The organism is Pseudomonas sp. M47T1, assembly GCF_000263855.1.
Classification (GTDB): domain Bacteria; phylum Pseudomonadota; class Gammaproteobacteria; order Pseudomonadales; family Pseudomonadaceae; genus Aquipseudomonas.
Genome location: NZ_AJWX01000041.1, coordinates 23,381 through 40,504 on the forward strand (window position 1 = coordinate 23,381; position 17,124 = coordinate 40,504).

Sequence of the window (17,124 nt, forward strand, 5' to 3'; positions counted from 1 at the left end):
TGTACTCTCATAAGATTATTCTTTGAACCCCGGCAAGCCTTGAGCGGCACGCCATTCCTTCACCGTCTTGGTGACACCTTCGGCAGAGTTGTCCGCACCGGGTTCTGGGTGGAAAATCAAATCGTAGCCGTCGGGATGGCCTGCAAGCTGACTGAATTTCTCAAGCAACTCGCCAAGCTCTTCATCCGTGCCGCCTTTGTTGACGACACGTATGTTTTTGATGAAGGCGATGAATTCGGCTTCGGTGAAATCAGAAATGTTTTCCATGCTGTGCCTACTGTTTCTTGTGAAGGTCAATGTGGTTTCGAGGGGTATTCACCCTTAGGTTGTCCGCGTCGTACACCGCCCCCCCATCTTTAATTAGCTCGATGTGGTGTATTTCATAGGTGACCCGTTTGCCTACCGAGTCTCTGAATCGAACAGTAGGGGCGTTCCCAGTTAGCACACGCGCCTGATCGTCCTCACTCAGTTGGCTAAACAGCTCAGGATCGTTGCTTACTGCCTTCCAGAATGCCGCCCTGAAAGTATCGAAGCTCTTAAATTCTCGCCCCCGTAATACGTTCGCTATCCGGGTAGGGATTGGAGCGCCTAACCCTGTGCCAGCTCCGGCAAGCCAGATGCCGAACACATCTTCACCCCGTCCTGTTGCGATTCCCGGTGAATACCGGGCGCTGATAACGATGTACAACGGCTGCACACCAGAATCAGCCGGGAACACCAAAATGAAATCTTTGTAAGCGTCCGGGTAGATCGGGCTGACGATGATGTTATCAGCCTGTTCGGTGGGCGGATAAATCCAAACCTGTGGCGCCTGTGGTGCGCCTTCTAACGCTGGAGTTCCTAACGTGCTGGACGGGTCAGCGGCTGGTGTCCATATCAGGGTTACGCCATCACCAAAGTCAGCCACTTGCTGGGAGCCTTGAGCAACGAACTGCACTACGGGAATCATTTCCCAGTCACGGCGCTTTTGGGTGTTGTATCCGTACCCCTTCAAGGTGCCATCGGCCTGCTGCTCAACGGTTAATCGGACACGTGTACGTCCTTCTTTAAACGACTGGAGCTGTTCTTCTGTATAAAGGCTACTGTCGCCAAGACTCGACGGCCAAAGCATTGCAACCACACCGGCCAATGCGCCAGCAACAACACCGGCAGTAACCAAGCCTGCACCGCCAGCAGCACTCGCACCCGTTGCAGTGCTCCCTGTCGCAACAGCAGCTCCAGCAACGCACAAACCACCACAAGACACGCCAGCAGCCGAAGTAGCTGCCCCACCCAGTAGAAGTGTTCCCAGTGTTGCCGGTATTGCACCACTGATTTTCTTGAGGGGAGTGTTTCCCTGTGCATCCGTATCACGGCCACCGAGAATGGCGAACTCGCCGTAGTTGCCCACTTTCTCTACAGGGATGAACCCGGCTGGCTTTTTGTGATCGATCACGCCGTCTGGAAGGTCACAGCTCTTTGCGAACACACAACCCAAGCTGTTTGGCTTGGCGTCTTCTTTGGTGGGGAGGTCTGGGTATTCCGCCCAACGCTGGGCATGGATGTCAACAGGCTCCACGCCGCTGTTGCGGTAGCCCTTTGGCGTGTTGGGTAAAGCTGGTTTTGGGACATAACCGGACATGCAGCTTCCTTTCGTCCTTGGGGAATTCCAGCCTGTAGCTGGGCAGCGTTAACCCTACCGAGAAGTTTGAGCGCTGGCTGTAGGACAATTCCCAAAAGCGTGCTGAGTGCTCCCTTTCATTTGCAGGCTGCGGATCATATAGGCGTTCACATTGCCCCGTGTGAACGAACCCGATATTTTGTGAACGTTCTGTATGAAATCCAAGACAACAAAAAAGGGCCCACCTTTCGGTGGGCCCTTCCAGACCGCCCAGCAGAGCGGATTTTGTTTGGTAGGCGCGATTGGACTCGAACCAACGACCCCCACCATGTCAAGGTGGTGCTCTAACCAACTGAGCTACGTGCCTGCTGTGAGGCGGTATTTTACGTATTTACAGTGGGGTGTCAACCGCATTTTGAGCTAACCCACTGAATAACCGAAATTTTTACCCAGATAAGCATTTCAAGTTAGCGCTGGAATCCGGATTTCATCTCAGGTACGATTCGCCAACACGTCAAAAATATAAAACAGAGGTTGCAGCAATGGCGAACACCCCCTACCCACAGTCCTACTACGCCGCATCAGCCAATGCCGCGCCTTCACGCCCATCCTTGCAGGAAGAAGTGCAAACTGACGTGTGTATTATCGGCGCTGGCTACACCGGTCTATCCAGTGCACTGTTTCTTTTAGAGAACGGCTTCAAGGTCACGGTTCTCGAGGCCGCCAAGGTCGGTTTTGGCGCGTCGGGCCGCAACGGCGGCCAGATCGTCAACAGCTATAGCCGCGACATCGACGTCATCGAACGCACCGTTGGCCCCAAGCAGGCCCAACTGCTGGGCCAGATGGCCTTTGAGGGCGGCCGCATCATTCGCGAGCGCGTGGCCAAGTACAACATTCAGTGCGACCTGAAGGACGGCGGCGTGTTTGCCGCCATCACTAGCAAGCAGATGGGCCACCTGGAGTCGCAGAAGCGCCTGTGGGAACGCTACGGCCACACCCAACTGGAACTGATGGACCAGAAACGCATTCGTGAAGTGGTGTCGTGTGACCAGTACGTGGGCGGCATGCTGGACATGAGCGGCGGCCACATCCACCCGCTGAACCTGGCACTGGGCGAGGCCGCTGCGGTGGAATCCCTGGGCGGCACCATTTATGAGCAGTCGCCGGCCATTCGCATCGAGCGCGGCGCCAATCCGGTCATCCATACCCCGCAGGGCCGCGTGCGCGCCAAGTTCGTCATCGTGGCAGGCAACGCCTACCTGGGCAACCTGGTGCCGGAGCTGGCCTCCAAGTCGATGCCGTGCGGCACCCAGGTGATCACCACCGAGCCGCTGAGCGACGAGCTGGCCAAGACCCTGCTGCCTCAGGACTACTGCGTCGAGGACTGCAACTACTTGCTGGACTACTACCGCCTTACGGCGGACAAGCGCCTGATCTTCGGCGGCGGCGTGGTCTACGGTGCCCGAGACCCGGCGAACATCGAAGCCATCATTCGGCCGAAAATGCTCAAGGCCTTCCCGCAGCTCAAGGACGTGAAGATCGACTACGCCTGGACCGGCAACTTCCTGCTGACCCTGTCGCGCCTGCCGCAGGTAGGACGCCTGGGCGACAACATCTATTACTCCCAGGGTTGCAGCGGCCACGGCGTGACCTACACGCACCTGGCCGGCAAAGTGCTGGCCGAAGCCCTGCGCGGCCAGGCCGAGCGCTTCGACGCTTTCGCCGAACTGCCCCACTACCCGTTCCCCGGCGGCCAGTTGCTGCGAACTCCGCTCACGGCGCTGGGTGCCTGGTACTACAGCCTGCGTGACCGTCTGGGCGTGTAAAACCCGAAAAAAAGGCACCGCGAGGTGCCTTTTCCAAGGGGGCGATATTGGCTTAAGCCAGGCAAACAAGGCGGACAGTGCAAACGCCACTGTTCGCCTTGGCGCGCCGCGGGGTATACACCTTGATCATTGGGCGCCCAAGGCCCGGGTAGCCCGCGCCGCCGCCTGTTCCTGCCCCGCCTGGCCCAGATCATTGGCCGCCTTCAGCCAGCGCTGGCGAACCACATTGGCCGGCAGTTGCCCCGGTTTCTGCACCAGCACCGCCCAATGCCCTGCGCTGTTCCACGCCGAACTGAAGCTGCCAAAGTCCATCAGCTTGCGCCGCTCGTTGCCCGAACGCAGCAGCACATGCTGTTTGTAGCGATCATAGCCCACCAGCAGGGCGTAGCGCGGGCTGGTCCAGACCGTGCCGTCCATGTAGCGCACCAACACCGGATAACCCGCCGCCACCTGGGCAAACAGTGCCGGCAAATCATCATCCAAGGGGTAGACCACCATGCCGTATTCCTGCGCCGTCGCCTGTAGCGAGGCCTGCAGCTTGTCTTCGCCGCCGGGGAGGTGCAGCGACTTGTCCAGCAACCCGGGGGTGATCACGATGCCCTGCTGCGACAAGGCACTGGCCAGGGCCATGGATGCACCCTGCTCGGTGTCGCCACGAAAGAACGGCACGCTGCTGAGCTCAACCCGGTCCGGCAGCCCCTTGATCGGCGGTGCCGGCGCCTTGTGGCCGGCGCAACCGGCGACCGCGAGGGTCACAAGCACAGGGGCGAACAGCTTGGCGAAGGTGATCTGGAATCGGGCAAGTCCCTGCAAAATAGCCTCACTGTCGGGTCTGACGCCGCCTGCTGGCGGCCTTGGGGCTTGATGATAGGCCGCGCGCCGGCCCCGGTATAGCGTTTGCGCGCAGTTTCACCCACGCCATAGAGCCAATCGGCCCAAGCGCTGCGACCTTTGGTCAATAGCCTGAAACACGGGGCAGACTAGACTGTCACCTGTAATACCGTTGAAGCCTTCAGGAGGCACTTATGAGCCTGACCATGGCCATTGTCATGATGATCGGCGCCTGGCTACTGGTGGCCGCAGCCATGCTATGGGGTGTCATGCGCATTGCTCGCCGCCATCAGCACCCTGCCCCACCCGCCCGCGTGCCGCAGCGCCCTGCAACTGCTGCTGATGGCTGCGCGGGGCCTTTGCCTCACTGAAACTCTTCAGCGTCTCAGGGGCCAGCGCAGCCTGGCGGCAGCGGCTAGACGCTGTTACGAAACAGCGGCTTCACGCGTGTGGCGAGCCCTTCGCGACAGCATGTTCAGGCCTTCGATCAACGCCGAGAACGTCATGGCGGCATACACATAGCCCTTGGGCACGTGGGCGCCGAAGCCTTCGGCGATCAGGGTCATGCCAATCATGATCAGGAACCCCAGGGCCAGCATCACCACCGTCGGGTTATCATTGATGAAACGGGCCAGCGGCTCGGCGGCCAGCAACATCACCAGCACGGCGCTGATCACGGCGATGATCATGATAGGCAGGTGCTCGGTCATGCCCACGGCCGTGATGATGCTGTCGATGGAAAACACCAGGTCCAGCATCAGGATCTGACAGATCGCGCCCACAAAGCCCATGGCCACTTTGCCGCCCACACTGGCCTCCTGCCGGGCCTGGGGGTCGACACTGTGGTGGATTTCCTTGGTGGCTTTCCACAGCAGGAACAGGCCACCGGCAATCAGGATCATGTCCTTCCAGGAGAATGCCTGGCCGACCACCTCGATCACAGGCTCGGTGAGCTGCACGATGTAAGCCACGGTACTGAGCAAGCCCAGGCGCAACACCAGGGCCATGGCGATGCCGATGCGCCGGGCACGGGCCTGGAACTGCTTGGGCAGCTTATTGGTGAGGATCGAGATAAAGATCAGGTTGTCGATGCCCAGCACGATTTCCATGACCACCAAGGTGGCCAGGGCCACCCAGGCGGTAGGGCTGGAGGCTAGTTGCAGAAGGTAGTCCATGGAAATGCCGCTCACGGTGTCGAGGAGATGAGCGCAGTCTAAGAAACTTCCAACATCAGAAAAATTCGTATTTTTTGCCGGTATACTTCGGTTTTTACGAATCGGCAGCCCTTCATGCTCAACTACCGCCAGTTGCACTATTTCTGGGTTGTGGCCAAGACCGGCAGCGTGATGCGCGCCGCCGAGCAATTGAGCCTCACCCCGCAGACCATCAGCGGGCAGATCACCCTGCTGGAACAGACCTTCGGCATCGAACTGTTCCAGCGCGTGGGCCGCCAACTGGAGCTGACCGAGGCCGGGCGCCAGGCCCTGCCCTACGCTGAACAGATGTTCCAACTGGGCAACGAATTGCAGACCCTGCTGCGCGCGCAACCCGGCGAGCAAGCCCTGGCCCTGCGCATTGGCGTGGCCGACGTGGTGCCCAAGTCCATTGTCTACCGGCTGATCGCACCCAGCATGCAATTGCCTGAGGCTGTGCACATTACCTGCCGCGAAGACAAACTCGAACGCCTGCTGGCGGACCTGGCGGTACAACGCCTGGACCTGGTGATTTCCGACAGCCCCATGCCCGCGCACCTGGACATCAAGGGCTACAGCCAGAAGCTGGGGGAATGCGGCATAAGCTTTTTTGCCACCCAGGCCCTGGCCGAGCGATATGGCCCGGGCTTTCCGCACAGCCTGAACGGTGCGCCGCTGTTGATACCCGGCCAGGAAACCATGGTGCGCAGCCGCTTGCTGCGCTGGTTTGGCGAACAATTGATCCAGCCCACCATCGTCGGCGAATTCGACGACAGCGCACTGATGCAGGCCTTCGGCCAATCGGGCAGCGGGCTTTTCATTGGCCCCAGCGTGATTGCCGAAGAATTGCAGGCGCAGCACAACGTGCGCCTGATCGGCCAGACCGAGGCGGTGCGCGAATCGTTCTATGCGATATCCGTGGAGCGGCGGGTCAGCCACCCCGGCATCGTCGCCATCACCGAAGGCGCGCGCCGGGAGCTGTTTACCCCTCAGGCCTGAGGGGAAGGTGCGGCCAGGCGCGTGCTCATCATCAGCCACGCCAGCGCGATGGACACCAGCATGAAGCCGGCCGCGGCAAAGCCGACGCTGCCCAGGCCCAGGGTGTCTATCACCCGGCCACCAACGATAGCGCCCAGGCCGATGCCCAGGTTGGCCCCGGCGATATTCAGCGAAGCGGCAAATGCCGGGGCCTGGGGCGCTGCCTTGATCAAACGCACCTGGCTGACCAGGAACAGTGCCGCCTGGGTAACGCCCCATACCGCCAAGGCCGCCGCCAGGGCAACGCTGGAGTGGATGCTGGGCACCACGGCCACCAGGCCTGCGACCATGAATGCCGAAAACAGGATAGAGGCAATCAGCGGGTGGCGATCCACCAACCGGCCACCCAGCGAATTGCCGATCAGTCCCACGGCGCCGAACGCCATCAGGCACCAGCCCACCACCGAGCCGTCGAAGCCGGCCAGGCGCTCGAGAATGTCCGCCAGGTAGGTGTAGGCGGTGAACATCCCGCAGAACACCATGATCGACAACAGCACATGCCCCTGCATCAACGGCTGGCGCAGGATGGCGAACTGCGAACGCAACGAGCGCTCGTCACCCTTGGCCTGGCTACGCGGCAGGTAGACAGCCAACAGCAACGCCTTGGCCAGGGCCACCCCGGCAATGATCCAGAACGCGGCGCGCCAGCCCATAGCATTACCGATCAGCGTACCCACGGGGATGCCGAACACGGTGGCGCAGACAATGCCAAAGCCGATCTTGGCAATGGCGCGCCCGGCCTGGTCCGGCCCTACGATGTCCACTGCGGTTTCGCTGGCCAGGGCCCAGAACACCGGCAGACCCAATGCCGGAATCAACCGCGCGATGGCCATCACGGCGATGTTCGGCGCCATGGCGGCGATGACGTTGGCCAGAGCAAACAGCACCAGGATGGAAACGAACAGGCGCTTGCGCTCGAAGCGCGCGAACCAGGCTGTGAGAAACGGGCCCAGGGCGGCGACGGTAAAGGCAAACAGGGTAACCAGCAGGCCGGCCTGGGACACGCTGACGTGCAGGTCGCGGGCAATCGCCGGCAACAGGCCGACGATGATGAACTCTGTGGTCAGCACGGTAAAACCGGCGGCCGACAACAGCAAAATAGGGAACAGCATTGAAACCTCAAACGAAGAAAAACGGGTGGGAGCGGGTGCTACCCGCGAAAAGAACGCAGCGATAGTCCAGAAACCCCGCGGTGTTGCCTCCGCGGGTAGAGCCCGCTCCCACATAAATCGCGTAGCAGCGGCCATCAGGCCGCGTCACAGGCACCAGAGTGCCCCTGACATCCTGGGATCAGTAAGCGCCCATGAAATCGCGCTTGCCTACTTCCACGCCGTTGTGGCGAAGGATGTCGTAGGCGGTGGTGACGTGAAAGAAGAACTGCGGCAGGCCGTAGTGCAGCAGGTAGGCCTGGCCGCTCAGTTTCTTCTCTTTCGGGGTGCCGGGGCGCAGCACGATTTCACGCTCTTCCTGGCCGTCGATCTGCGCCGGCGTCAGGCCTTCGATGAAGCCCAGCACCTTGGCCAGCAGCGCGTGCAGGTCAGCGAAACTCTGCTCGGTATCGGCGAAGGACGGCACTTCAACACCGGCCAGGCGTGCCGAAACGCCCTTGGCGAAGTCGACGGCGATCTGCACCTGGCGCACCAGGGGGAACATGTCCGGGTACAGGCGCGATTGCAGCAGTACCGACGGCTCGATCTTGCGGGCCGTGGCGTGGTCCTCGGCCTTCTTGAGGACGTCGCCCAGTGCGGTCAGCAATTGCTTGAACACAGGAACGGAGGCAGCGTACAGAGAAATGCTCATGGGAGCTCCTGATAACGATTAAGGGCAGTGAGCCGCCAATGATAGACCCTGCGCCTGCGCGGCGTCCGGTGTTTTATTGCATACTGGCGCCTTTACACGACCTTACGCCCCGGAGCGCCCCATGTCCGCCGATCACCAAACCGTAACCGAAGCGCTGACCCTGAGCGCCGTCGAAATTCGACTCCTGGGCGCACTGATCGAAAAGCAGGCCACCAATCCGGAAACCTACCCGCTCACCCTCAATGCCTTGGTGCTGGCCTGCAACCAAAAGACCAGCCGCGAGCCGGTGATGAACCTGGCCCAGGGCCAGGTGGGCCAAAGCCTGCGCGCCCTGGAAGCGCAGGAAATGACTCGCCTGGTGATGGGCAGCCGCGCCGACCGCTGGGAGCAGCGCCTGGACAAGGCCCTGGAGCTGGTGCCGGCGCAACTGATTCTGATGGGCCTGATGTTTCTGCGAGGCCCGCAGACGGTCAACGAACTGCTGACCCGCAGCGGCCGCATGCACGATTTCGAAGACAGCGAGCAAGTGCTGCACCAACTCGAACGCCTGGTGGCCCGCGGCTACGCCCTGCACCTGCCGCGCCAGGCCGGCCAGCGTGAAGACCGCTACACCCACGCCTTGGGCGGCCCGGTGGACATGGACGCGCTGCTGGCCGCCCGGCCAAGCAGCAGCGAGCGCAGCAGCAGTGGCGGCGTGACCCTGGAACGGGTTGAAGAGCTGGAAGCGCGCATTGCCGCCCTGGAAGAGCGGCTCGCGCGCCTGGAGTGATCAGCCCCGCGCGTACTCGGTGGCCAGGCGCACCTGCTCATCGGTAGGGCGCACGCCGGTGTACAGCACGAACTGCTCCAGCGCCTGCAAGGCAATGACCTCAAGCCCGGTAATCACCTGCTTGCCCAGCGACTGCCCCAGCACCACGAACGGTGTCTGGGCTGGCAGCGCCACCACGTCGAACACGATCTGCGCCGCAGTTACCGCTTCGGCCGGGAACGCCAGGTCGTTGGCCTCCGGCCCCCCGCTCATGCCGATGGGGGTCACGTTGACCAGCATCTGCGGGCGCAGGTCGCCTAGCTCGGCACGCCACTCATAGCCCAGTTGACGCGCCAGCGCCGGGCCGCTTTCAGGGTTGCGCGCAATCAGCGTGCCCTGGGCGAAGCCTGCATCGCGTAGCGCCGAGGCCACGGCCTTGGCCATGCCACCACTGCCGCGCAAGGCAAAGGAGGTGTTTGGCAACAGGCCGTGGCGCTCGATCAATTGACGAATGGCAATGTAATCAGTGTTGTACGCCTTCAAATGGCCGTTATCATTGACCACGGTATTGATCGACTCAATGGCTGCCGCCGACGCATCCATCTCATCGACCAGCTCGATGCACGCCTCCTTGAACGGCATCGACACACCGCAGCCTCGGATACCCAGGGCGCGGATACCGCAAACCGCTGCCGGCAGATCGTTGGTGCTGAACGCTTTGTAGTAATAGTCGATACCCAACTGCTCATACAGATGGTTATGAAAACGCACGCCGAAATTACCCGGGCGCCCCGCCAGGGACATACAGAGGACGGTGTCGCGAGTTGGAATCATGGGCATTGCAAGGCTCCATCACTGGCATGTAACTGAGTAGTAAGGACATTCGAGTTTCAGACCTTACACAAAATTTACCAAACACCGTCGCAGATTCTTACAAAACCGCTGTCATAGTAGTGCGACAGTCCTTGGATCAACCATCCGGTCCCGGGTACTGGAATCGTAATATGAGGAACAAGTCATGATTCGTCAGCTTCCCAAGATTGCCTTGCTGATCGGCGCCCTCGCCGCAGCTGGCCAGGCGTCCGCCCATGGCGGTGGTGGTCCAGGTGTGTTGGGTGCAGTAATAGGTGGCGCTGTTGTTGGCGCAGTGGTGACGTCCGCCCTGACCCCACGCGAAGTCGTGGTACAGCAGCCGGTCTACGCCGCGCCGCCACCACCGGTCTATGTTGCCCCGCCGCAACCGGTGTACTACGCGCCGCAACCGGTCGTGTACGCGCAACCGGTCTACGCGCCGCCACCGCCACCACGCTACTACGGCCCGCCGCATTACTACTACGGTCGTCCAGGCTGGTAAGTGACAGCGCCACCGGCAACCGCCTTCGGGCGGTTGCGGTGAGCTGATGCGTTGCGTCAATGATCACTATTGAAAGCGGTGATTTCTCCCAGCGTGTGCCGGGCCTTAATCTAGGCCCATGCCATGCAGGAGTTACCCATGAACACCGTCAGCATCATGTCAGTCATCGGCAGTGCCGTTCCCGCCAACCTTCGCGATCTAGGGTTGCTGGCGTGCTGGTATGTGGTCAAGGACGGCGAGCCGCTCAGCGGTCCCCTGCTCTCGCGGGTCCAGGCACAGGCCCTGTTTCTCAGTTTCAAGGACCAGGCCAATGCGCCGCTGAAGCACTGAAATTGCAACACCCCGAATTTATCCCGTGCGTTGCTCTCGCACCCCTTGCCCCGCCTTTTTCGCGGGGCTTTTTAATGGGCGCAAAAAACAGTGCGCTGCGGCGAACTGTGGCCAGCTCCCACATCCCGTCAGGTGCGCTCGGCGCCGAGTGCGTTGGCCTGGGCGCGCTGAGTAAGCTTTTGCAGACGCTTTTCCAGGCCCAGCAGCACGGCGCGATCCGAACGGCCGCTTTCCAGCTCGTCGATCAAGGCATTCACTACCTGGCGAAGCTCGTGGGCGATGACAATGCGGTCGTCGTTGTTGTCCAGCTTGTGCGACTCGAACAAGCGATGCAGATAATCCTGCAACCCAGCCTGCACCCGATGACGATCGGTGGCACGCCAGTGCGCCATGCTCACGCCCACCTGGTTCAGCAGTTCCTGGAATTCCAGCACCAGGTATTGCAGGCGACGGGCATAACCAACCTGTTCTTCGCGCCATTTCTTGTGCGCCGCGGCCGCTTCCTGCTTGCGCTGGATGGCCGGCACGGCAATGGCCAGCATCAGGGCAATGACCACCGCCACCGCCTGAATCCAGGCCAGGGCATCCAGGGGCTTCTGAATGAACGCACACAACAGCAGGACCACTGCAATGACACTGCTCCACAACAGCAGAGCCCGGTAATCCTTGCTGAAGACACTTTTAAGCATTGCGCGACTCCCGAGTCGTTTTTGAACGTAGAAGATAGGGAAAACCCGCCGAATCGGACTTGGACGGCGACCGAACATGAAAAACCACTTTTATTTTTTATTACAGGGGTTTAAGCCCCCCAGGCAATCGACAGTTACTCAGCCATACTCATAAAATGTCACGTTTTTTCAAGAAGAACCCGTTGTAAACGGCTTATCTACTTTTTAGCGAGCGCTACACGTGAAAACCTCCCTTTCGATCCTCAGCCTGTTGCTAGTTCTTACAGGTACTGCTGCCGTCACGTCGAACGCTGTTGCCACCGAAAAATCTGTTTCCCAACGCGATCCCTCGCAATTGCACCTGGCTTCCGGCAGCGCCCTGCTGATCGACCTGGAAACCAACAAGGTGATCTACGAAAACCGCGCCGACACCGTGGTGCCGATTGCATCCGTGTCCAAACTCATGACTGCCATGGTGGTGCTGGACGCCAAGCAGGACATGAACGAGATGATCGACGTCGACATCAGCCATACGCCGGAAATGAAGGGTGTGTTCTCGCGCGTCAAGCTGGGCAGTGAGCTGAACCGTCACGACATGATGCTGATTGCCCTCATGTCCTCGGAAAACCGCGCCGCCACCACCCTTGCCCATCACTACCCGGGCGGCTACAACGCCTTTATCAATGCCATGAACGCCAAGGCGCGCAGCCTGGGCATGAGTCACACTCACTACGTGGAACCTACCGGCCTTTCGATCAACAACGTGTCCACCGCACGTGACCTGAGCAAACTGCTGATCGCCGCCCAGCACTACCCCATGCTGCGTGAGCTGAGCACCACCCCCGAAAAGACCGTGTTCTTCAAAAAGCCCAACTACAGCCTGGGCTTCCATAACACCGATCACCTGATCAACAAGAACAACTGGGACATCCGCCTGACCAAGACCGGCTTCACCAACCAGGCCGGCCATTGCCTGGTGCTGTTGACCACCATGGGCAATCGCCCGGTGGCCATGGTGATTCTGGACGCCTTCGGCAAGTTCACCACCTTTGCCGACGCCTCGCGCCTGCGCAACTGGGTGGAAACCGGCCGCAGCACCACCGCTCCGGCCGTGGCCGTGCGCTACAAGGTCGACAAGCACGGCCGTCAGATCGACTGACCGTCGCGCCGGCACTGGCCACGCCAAGGCGTGGTCAGTGCCGGCGGCTGGCCTGCTTGTGGGCGTACATGGCCGCGTCGGCCTCGGCCAGCAGCCGCTTGATCGAGTCATGCCTGGCGGCATCGTACTCAATGCGCCCAAGGCTGTAGCCAATGTGGTAGCCACGCTGTGCCTCTGCATTGCGCTTGGCCAATGCATCCTTCAGCCGCCGGGCTATCACGTCACCGTCCTGGGCATTGGAGCCCATCAGCAGGGCCACAAACTCATCCCCGCCCAGGCGCCCCACCAAGTCCATCTCGCGCAGTACGTCGCGCAACACTTCGGCAAAGGTCACCAACGCCCGATCACCCTCGGCGTGGCCCCACGTGTCGTTGATCTTCTTGAATTCGTTGAGGTCGAAAAACAGCAGCGAAGCCGGCGTATTCATGCGCTTGCAGATGCTCAGTGCATGTTCGGCCAATGCCTCGAAACCACGACGATTGGACACCTGCGTCAGGTCATCGATGGTCGCCAGCTGCAACGCTTCTATCTCCTGCTCGGCCATGCTGGCCAGGTCACGCAACAGTTCGCGCTCCTCGGCGTCGAGGATGCGCGGGCGTGAGTCGATCAGGCACAAGGTGCCGATTTTCGCGCCATTGCCCACGCGCAGCGGGCAACCGGCATAGAAGCGAATGTGCGGATCACCGGTAACCAGGGGGTTGTCGTGGAAGCGCTCGTCGTTGGTGGCGTCAGGAATCATCAGTACCTGATCGCCCAGAATGGCGTGCCCGCAAAAGGAGATGTCGCGCGACGTTTGCGTGGTGCTCAGCCCCTGGCAGGACTTGAACCACTGCCGATTGGCGTCCACCAGGCTCACCAGCGCGATAGGCACGTCGAATAGACGCCTGGCCAGTCGCGTGAGGCGGTCAAAGCGCTCTTCGGGCGCGGTGTCCAGGATGTTCATGGAGCGCAGTGTGGTTACGCGCTCTGCATCGTTTACCGGTTTGGCTGGGGCCAGCATCGAAACACTCCAGAGTCCAGGCTTTACTGAATCAGCTAAGCCTAGCCCATAAGTGCGGCTGGACGAGTACTGGCCCCAAAACATCAGGCGGTGGTGTTGATAGTGGAGCCGGTGGTGCTGCTGCCTTCTTCGGTCAACGCCTGGGACAGTTCGGCGCTCAGCGAGGAAATTTGCGCCGTGGTCGACGAAACCTGAGACTGGGCGGTGGCCACGGCCGCAGCCTTGGCGTCCTGGTCTTGAAGGGCCTGGGCCTTCTGTACCGCTTGCTCCTGGGCTTGCAGTTCTTTCTGCAGTTCGGCGATCTGCTTTTGCAGCTCGGTCACCGTGGTGCTGGTGGTGCTGGAGCTGTCGCTGTCGCTGCTGCTGCTACCGCCGCCACCGCCTGCACCCGCCGCGCCGCCAGCCGCGCTTGCGGTGGTGCTGGAAGTGCTGGTAGTGCTGCCGTCAGCGCTGGTGGTGCTGGTGGTGCTGTCGTCGGTACTGGCGGCGGTGGCAGCCGTCGACTTGGTGCTGGTGGTGGTTGCGATATGCAGGCCGGAGGAGATGTTGCCGATGGTGGACATGTCGGAAATTCCTTTAAGGGAAGATGGTTCATGTGTCATCGACTGGGCAGACCACAGCTTTAGAAATATCGTGTAACACAAGGGATACGCCTGCGATACAAAGCCAAAAATCGCTGAAACCCTTGATTTAGAGGGCTTTGTAGGAAGCCGCGCCAGATGAAATAATCTTCAGCAAGGCGACAGGTAAAAATCGGCACAATAGCCGCTCAACAGCCGAAATCCCAGGTACGACACCATGACACGCGTTTTGACCATCGAAGACGATGCCGTGACAGCCAAGGAAATCGTGGCCGAACTGAGCAGCCACGGCCTTGAAGTGGATTGGGTGGATAACGGTCGCGAGGGCCTGGTCAAGGCCGTCAGCGGCAATTATGACGTTATCACCCTGGACCGCATGCTCCCCGAGCTGGACGGCCTTGCCATTGTCACCACCCTGCGCACCATCGGCGTTTCCACGCCCATCCTGATGATCAGCGCCCTGTCGGACGTAGACGAACGTGTGCGCGGCCTGCGTGCCGGCGGCGACGACTACTTGACCAAGCCCTTTGCCTCCGATGAGATGGCTGCCCGCGTCGAAGTGCTGCTGCGCCGCAAAAGCACCGTCGCCGACGTCGACACCACCCTGAAGGTCGCAGACCTTGAGCTGGACCTGATCACCCGCGAAGCACGCCGCGGCGAACAGGCCCTGAACCTGCTGCCCACCGAATACAAGCTGCTGGAATTCCTGATGCGCAATGCCGGGCAAATCCTGACCCGCATGATGATCTTCGAGGAGGTGTGGGGCTACCACTTCGACCCGGGCACCAACCTGATCGACGTGCACATTGGTCGCCTGCGCAAGAAGATCGATCCGTCGGGTGCCATCGCGCTGATCAAGACCGTTCGGGGCTCGGGTTATGTCATTGCCGAACCCCTCTAAGGGCTGGCGCTCGTCCAGCAGCCGCCTGCTGGCACTCTACAGCTTTCTCTTCGTGGCCTGGAGTTGCATCCTGATGGGTGTGCTCTACTACGAAGTGTCGGACTACCTGAACAGCCTGGCGAGTCACTCCCTGATGCAACGCCAGCACCTGTTCTCGCGCTTCAGCGGCCAGGCCCTGGACGACGCTCTGTCGGCCAGCGAAACCTTCGATAACCGTGCCTACGACGCCTACGGGCTGTTCGACGCACAGTTGCGCCCGCTGGGTGGCGACATCAAGGAAATTCCCAAGGGCGTGGCCCTGGACGGCAACATCTACGAACTGGATGACTGCATCGATTCCGACGACCCGAAACTGCCCCAGCAAGGCTGCGACGCCGTGGCCATGGCCACCCAGGACGGCCGCTGGCTGGTACTGGTGCGCGACAACGGCTCGCTGTTCGCGGTAACCCGCATCATTCTGCATGCGCTGCTGTGGGCCGTGTCGCTGACGATCATTCCGGGCGCGGCTGGCTGGCACTTGCTGCGCAGGCGACCGATACGACGCATCCGGGCGATTCAGGACAGTGCCGACGCGATTGTCGCCGGCGACCTCACCAAGCGCCTGCCACTGTCCAACCGGCGTGACGAACTGGACATGCTGGCCGCCATCGTCAACACCATGCTCGACCGCATCGAGCGGCTGATGATGGAGGTCAAGGGCGTGTGCGACAACATCGCCCACGACCTGCGCACGCCGCTGACCCGCTTGCGCGCGCAGTTGTATCGCATCCAGCAGCAGGCCGGGGTCGATTCCGACCATGCCCTGCAGCTTGATGGCGTGATTGCCGAGACCGACACCCTGATGGCGCGTTTCCGCGGCCTGCTGCGCATTTCCGAACTGGAAGACCACCAGCGTCGTTCCGGCTTCGTGGAGTTCGACCCGCTGCCGTTGCTGCATGAACTGCACGACTTCTACCTGCCACTGGCAGAGGAAGGCGAGTTGCGCCTGGAGCTTGAAACGCCGTCGGTACTGCCCAGCCTGAATGGCGACCGTGCCTTGCTGTTCGAGGCCATCGGCAACCTGCTGAGCAACTCGATCAAGTTCACCCCGCCCGGTGGCGTAGTGGTGCTGCGCGCACGCAATGAACTGGACAGCACCTGCATCGAAGTCCAGGACTCCGGGCCGGGCATCCCCAAGGATGAGCGCGAAGCGGTGTTCCAGCGTTTCTACCGCTGTGACGACGAGCAAGCCCAGCCAGGTTTTGGCCTGGGGCTGTCGATTGTCGCGGCCATCGTCAACTTGCACGGTTTCACCCTAGAAGTGGGCAACAGCCAACAGGGCGGTGCCAGCCTGGCACTGCACTGCCGTCAAAGCAAAGCGCGAGTGTGATCACATGAATCTGCTCTATATCGCCGATATCCGAGACGAACAGCTGCTGCGTGGCTTTGCTGACAGCGGCCAGCGGGTCGTCGAAGCCAAGCCCCACGAAGCCGACTGGGCCCTGGCCGACAGCAACTATGGCTTTATCCTGCTGGACCTGCAGCAGGCCCAGCCTGACCTGCTGGAACGCTGTGTGGCGCGCAAGCGCAAGTCGCGCATCCTCGTGCTGCTGGCCGAGGACAACCGCCAGGCGCGGGTTGCCGCCCTGCGCGGCGGCGCCGAGCTGTGCCTGACCAAGCCGGTGCTGTTCATCGAACTGCAGGCTCGCATGCACGCCCTGCTGCGCGACCACCTGAGCCCCGCCGTGGACGCCGAGGCCGGCCTGTGGCTGTCCACCACGCGCCTGCTGCTGGGCCGCGGTGCGCACCAGCAACCACTGACCGTCAGCGAACAACGCCTGCTGGCCATCCTGGCAAAGCGTCCCGGCGCGGTGAGTCGCGAGCTGATTGAAGAACAGCTATGGGGTGCGGCCCATGACTCACGCAGCGCCCTGATCGAGCGGCATATCTGCAACCTGCGGCGCAAGCTGGCAAGGCTGGATGCGCCCAATGCGTTACAGACGTTGCGCGGGTTTGGGTATAGCTTGCGGGAGACGGTGCATGTGCGGACGGATTGAGGTTTGGTGAGGTGACTGACAAGTGCCAGCCGTTGTTCTTCTGGCGCTCTTGAGACCGC

At 61.1% G+C, this 17,124-nt stretch carries 20 protein-coding genes and 1 tRNA gene; 10 read left to right on the forward strand and 11 right to left on the reverse strand.

The features are described from left to right. Positions 1 to 15 precede the first annotated feature (15 nt). The 3 genes from PMM47T1_RS27530 to PMM47T1_RS27540 form a co-directional block, all read right to left on the reverse strand. The gene (locus PMM47T1_RS27530; RefSeq protein WP_008375417.1) at positions 16 to 267 is read right to left on the reverse strand and encodes a bacteriocin immunity protein; all 252 of its coding nucleotides are present in this window, start codon (positions 265 to 267) and stop codon (positions 16 to 18) included. 7 nt (positions 268 to 274) lie between these two features. Then, positions 275 to 1,621, reverse strand: a complete 1,347-nt coding sequence (locus tag PMM47T1_RS27535) for an S-type pyocin domain-containing protein (RefSeq protein WP_043301615.1) — start codon at positions 1,619 to 1,621, stop codon at positions 275 to 277. Between the two features lie 269 nt (positions 1,622 to 1,890). Next, positions 1,891 to 1,967 (reverse strand) — tRNA-Val (locus PMM47T1_RS27540). A gap of 175 nt (positions 1,968 to 2,142) precedes the next feature. Between PMM47T1_RS27540 and PMM47T1_RS27545 the strand changes: the two genes are divergently transcribed. Then, the gene (locus PMM47T1_RS27545) at positions 2,143 to 3,426 is read left to right on the forward strand and encodes an NAD(P)/FAD-dependent oxidoreductase (RefSeq protein ID WP_008375424.1); all 1,284 of its coding nucleotides are present in this window, start codon (positions 2,143 to 2,145) and stop codon (positions 3,424 to 3,426) included. A 126-nt stretch (positions 3,427 to 3,552) separates the two neighbouring features. Here PMM47T1_RS27545 and PMM47T1_RS27550 read toward each other — a convergent pair whose 3' ends face one another. Next, complete coding sequence (locus PMM47T1_RS27550; protein ID WP_050990469.1) at positions 3,553 to 4,215, reverse strand: hypothetical protein; 663 nt, start codon at positions 4,213 to 4,215, stop codon at positions 3,553 to 3,555. Between the two features lie 236 nt (positions 4,216 to 4,451). Between PMM47T1_RS27550 and PMM47T1_RS30165 the strand changes: the two genes are divergently transcribed. Further along, positions 4,452 to 4,628: a hypothetical protein gene (locus PMM47T1_RS30165; protein ID WP_008375429.1), complete on the forward strand. Its 177-nt coding sequence runs from the start codon at positions 4,452 to 4,454 to the stop codon at positions 4,626 to 4,628. Positions 4,629 to 4,682: 54 nt separating this feature from the next. Here PMM47T1_RS30165 and PMM47T1_RS27555 read toward each other — a convergent pair whose 3' ends face one another. Continuing rightward, positions 4,683 to 5,432: a TerC family protein gene (locus PMM47T1_RS27555; protein WP_008375431.1), complete on the reverse strand. Its 750-nt coding sequence runs from the start codon at positions 5,430 to 5,432 to the stop codon at positions 4,683 to 4,685. Positions 5,433 to 5,546: 114 nt separating this feature from the next. On the opposite strand from PMM47T1_RS27555, the gene nhaR reads away from it, so the two are divergent. After that, on the forward strand, positions 5,547 to 6,449 hold the full coding sequence (gene nhaR / locus PMM47T1_RS27560) for a transcriptional activator NhaR (protein WP_008375432.1): 903 nt from the start codon (positions 5,547 to 5,549) through the stop codon (positions 6,447 to 6,449). Here the strand turns inward: nhaR and PMM47T1_RS27565 are convergent. Together PMM47T1_RS27565 and PMM47T1_RS27570 are read right to left on the reverse strand one after the other, a co-directional pair. Beyond that, positions 6,440 to 7,600: an MFS transporter gene (locus PMM47T1_RS27565; protein WP_008375435.1), complete on the reverse strand. Its 1,161-nt coding sequence runs from the start codon at positions 7,598 to 7,600 to the stop codon at positions 6,440 to 6,442. The two genes, nhaR and PMM47T1_RS27565, sit on opposite strands and share 10 nt — an antisense overlap. A 178-nt stretch (positions 7,601 to 7,778) precedes the next feature. Beyond that, positions 7,779 to 8,288 carry a DUF1993 domain-containing protein gene (locus PMM47T1_RS27570; RefSeq protein ID WP_008375436.1) on the reverse strand — a complete coding sequence of 170 codons (510 nt, stop codon included), beginning with the start codon at positions 8,286 to 8,288 and terminating at the stop codon, positions 7,779 to 7,781. A gap of 121 nt (positions 8,289 to 8,409) precedes the next feature. Here PMM47T1_RS27570 and PMM47T1_RS27575 point away from each other — a divergent pair, with 121 nt between their 5' ends. Then, the gene (locus PMM47T1_RS27575; protein WP_008375438.1) at positions 8,410 to 9,057 is read left to right on the forward strand and encodes a YceH family protein; all 648 of its coding nucleotides are present in this window, start codon (positions 8,410 to 8,412) and stop codon (positions 9,055 to 9,057) included. On the opposite strand, the gene PMM47T1_RS27580 is transcribed toward PMM47T1_RS27575, so the two are convergent. After that, positions 9,058 to 9,876 carry a shikimate 5-dehydrogenase gene (locus PMM47T1_RS27580; RefSeq protein ID WP_008375440.1) on the reverse strand — a complete coding sequence of 273 codons (819 nt, stop codon included), beginning with the start codon at positions 9,874 to 9,876 and terminating at the stop codon, positions 9,058 to 9,060. Positions 9,877 to 10,054: 178 nt separating this feature from the next. Here PMM47T1_RS27580 and PMM47T1_RS27585 point away from each other — a divergent pair, with 178 nt between their 5' ends. Together PMM47T1_RS27585 and PMM47T1_RS27590 are read left to right on the forward strand one after the other, a co-directional pair. Continuing rightward, a complete protein-coding gene (locus PMM47T1_RS27585) occupies positions 10,055 to 10,390 on the forward strand; it encodes a hypothetical protein (protein ID WP_008375442.1) in 336 nt (111 codons plus the stop codon). Positions 10,391 to 10,528: 138 nt separating this feature from the next. Further along, on the forward strand, positions 10,529 to 10,720 hold the full coding sequence (locus PMM47T1_RS27590; protein ID WP_008375443.1) for a hypothetical protein: 192 nt from the start codon (positions 10,529 to 10,531) through the stop codon (positions 10,718 to 10,720). A gap of 128 nt (positions 10,721 to 10,848) precedes the next feature. On the opposite strand, the gene PMM47T1_RS27595 is transcribed toward PMM47T1_RS27590, so the two are convergent. Beyond that, positions 10,849 to 11,409, reverse strand: coding sequence for a hypothetical protein (locus PMM47T1_RS27595; RefSeq protein ID WP_008375445.1), 561 nt, complete (start codon positions 11,407 to 11,409; stop codon positions 10,849 to 10,851). 220 nt (positions 11,410 to 11,629) lie between these two features. Here PMM47T1_RS27595 and pbpG point away from each other — a divergent pair, with 220 nt between their 5' ends. Continuing rightward, positions 11,630 to 12,547 carry a D-alanyl-D-alanine endopeptidase gene (pbpG, locus tag PMM47T1_RS27600; RefSeq protein WP_043301616.1) on the forward strand — a complete coding sequence of 306 codons (918 nt, stop codon included), beginning with the start codon at positions 11,630 to 11,632 and terminating at the stop codon, positions 12,545 to 12,547. A 34-nt stretch (positions 12,548 to 12,581) separates the two neighbouring features. Here pbpG and PMM47T1_RS27605 read toward each other — a convergent pair whose 3' ends face one another. Next, positions 12,582 to 13,547: a sensor domain-containing diguanylate cyclase gene (locus PMM47T1_RS27605; protein WP_008375449.1), complete on the reverse strand. Its 966-nt coding sequence runs from the start codon at positions 13,545 to 13,547 to the stop codon at positions 12,582 to 12,584. An 83-nt stretch (positions 13,548 to 13,630) separates the two neighbouring features. Next, positions 13,631 to 14,110, reverse strand: coding sequence for a hypothetical protein (locus PMM47T1_RS27610; protein ID WP_008375451.1), 480 nt, complete (start codon positions 14,108 to 14,110; stop codon positions 13,631 to 13,633). Positions 14,111 to 14,345: 235 nt separating this feature from the next. Between PMM47T1_RS27610 and PMM47T1_RS27615 the strand changes: the two genes are divergently transcribed. Genes PMM47T1_RS27615 through PMM47T1_RS27625 form a run of 3 tightly spaced genes read left to right on the forward strand, consistent with a single transcriptional unit; the run spans position 14,346 to position 17,065 of the window. After that, positions 14,346 to 15,029 (forward strand): response regulator transcription factor, encoded by a 684-nt coding sequence (locus PMM47T1_RS27615; protein ID WP_008375453.1) that lies wholly within the window; start codon positions 14,346 to 14,348, stop codon positions 15,027 to 15,029. Beyond that, entirely contained in the window at positions 15,007 to 16,398 is a 1,392-nt protein-coding gene (locus tag PMM47T1_RS27620) for a sensor histidine kinase (RefSeq protein WP_043301617.1), read from the forward strand. Before PMM47T1_RS27615 ends, PMM47T1_RS27620 begins: the two co-directional genes overlap by 23 nt. A gap of 4 nt (positions 16,399 to 16,402) precedes the next feature. Next, positions 16,403 to 17,065 carry a response regulator transcription factor gene (locus tag PMM47T1_RS27625; RefSeq protein WP_008375456.1) on the forward strand — a complete coding sequence of 221 codons (663 nt, stop codon included), beginning with the start codon at positions 16,403 to 16,405 and terminating at the stop codon, positions 17,063 to 17,065. Positions 17,066 to 17,124 lie beyond the last annotated feature (59 nt).

Coding starts and splice junctions, on each gene's coding strand:
- PMM47T1_RS27530 (WP_008375417.1), bottom strand. CDS start 267: ATGGAAAACATTTCTGATTTCACCGAAGCCGAATTCATCGCCTTCATC.
- PMM47T1_RS27535 (WP_043301615.1), bottom strand. CDS start 1,621: ATGTCCGGTTATGTCCCAAAACCAGCTTTACCCAACACGCCAAAGGGC.
- PMM47T1_RS27545 (WP_008375424.1), top strand. CDS start 2,143: ATGGCGAACACCCCCTACCCACAGTCCTACTACGCCGCATCAGCCAAT.
- PMM47T1_RS30165 (WP_008375429.1), top strand. CDS start 4,452: ATGAGCCTGACCATGGCCATTGTCATGATGATCGGCGCCTGGCTACTG.
- PMM47T1_RS27555 (WP_008375431.1), bottom strand. CDS start 5,432: ATGGACTACCTTCTGCAACTAGCCTCCAGCCCTACCGCCTGGGTGGCC.
- nhaR (WP_008375432.1), top strand. CDS start 5,547: ATGCTCAACTACCGCCAGTTGCACTATTTCTGGGTTGTGGCCAAGACC.
- PMM47T1_RS27565 (WP_008375435.1), bottom strand. CDS start 7,600: ATGCTGTTCCCTATTTTGCTGTTGTCGGCCGCCGGTTTTACCGTGCTG.
- PMM47T1_RS27570 (WP_008375436.1), bottom strand. CDS start 8,288: ATGAGCATTTCTCTGTACGCTGCCTCCGTTCCTGTGTTCAAGCAATTG.
- PMM47T1_RS27575 (WP_008375438.1), top strand. CDS start 8,410: ATGTCCGCCGATCACCAAACCGTAACCGAAGCGCTGACCCTGAGCGCC.
- PMM47T1_RS27580 (WP_008375440.1), bottom strand. CDS start 9,876: ATGCCCATGATTCCAACTCGCGACACCGTCCTCTGTATGTCCCTGGCG.
- PMM47T1_RS27585 (WP_008375442.1), top strand. CDS start 10,055: ATGATTCGTCAGCTTCCCAAGATTGCCTTGCTGATCGGCGCCCTCGCC.
- PMM47T1_RS27590 (WP_008375443.1), top strand. CDS start 10,529: ATGAACACCGTCAGCATCATGTCAGTCATCGGCAGTGCCGTTCCCGCC.
- PMM47T1_RS27595 (WP_008375445.1), bottom strand. CDS start 11,409: ATGCTTAAAAGTGTCTTCAGCAAGGATTACCGGGCTCTGCTGTTGTGG.
- PMM47T1_RS27605 (WP_008375449.1), bottom strand. CDS start 13,547: ATGCTGGCCCCAGCCAAACCGGTAAACGATGCAGAGCGCGTAACCACA.
- PMM47T1_RS27610 (WP_008375451.1), bottom strand. CDS start 14,110: ATGTCCACCATCGGCAACATCTCCTCCGGCCTGCATATCGCAACCACC.
- PMM47T1_RS27615 (WP_008375453.1), top strand. CDS start 14,346: ATGACACGCGTTTTGACCATCGAAGACGATGCCGTGACAGCCAAGGAA.
- PMM47T1_RS27620 (WP_043301617.1), top strand. CDS start 15,007: ATGTCATTGCCGAACCCCTCTAAGGGCTGGCGCTCGTCCAGCAGCCGC.
- PMM47T1_RS27625 (WP_008375456.1), top strand. CDS start 16,403: ATGAATCTGCTCTATATCGCCGATATCCGAGACGAACAGCTGCTGCGT.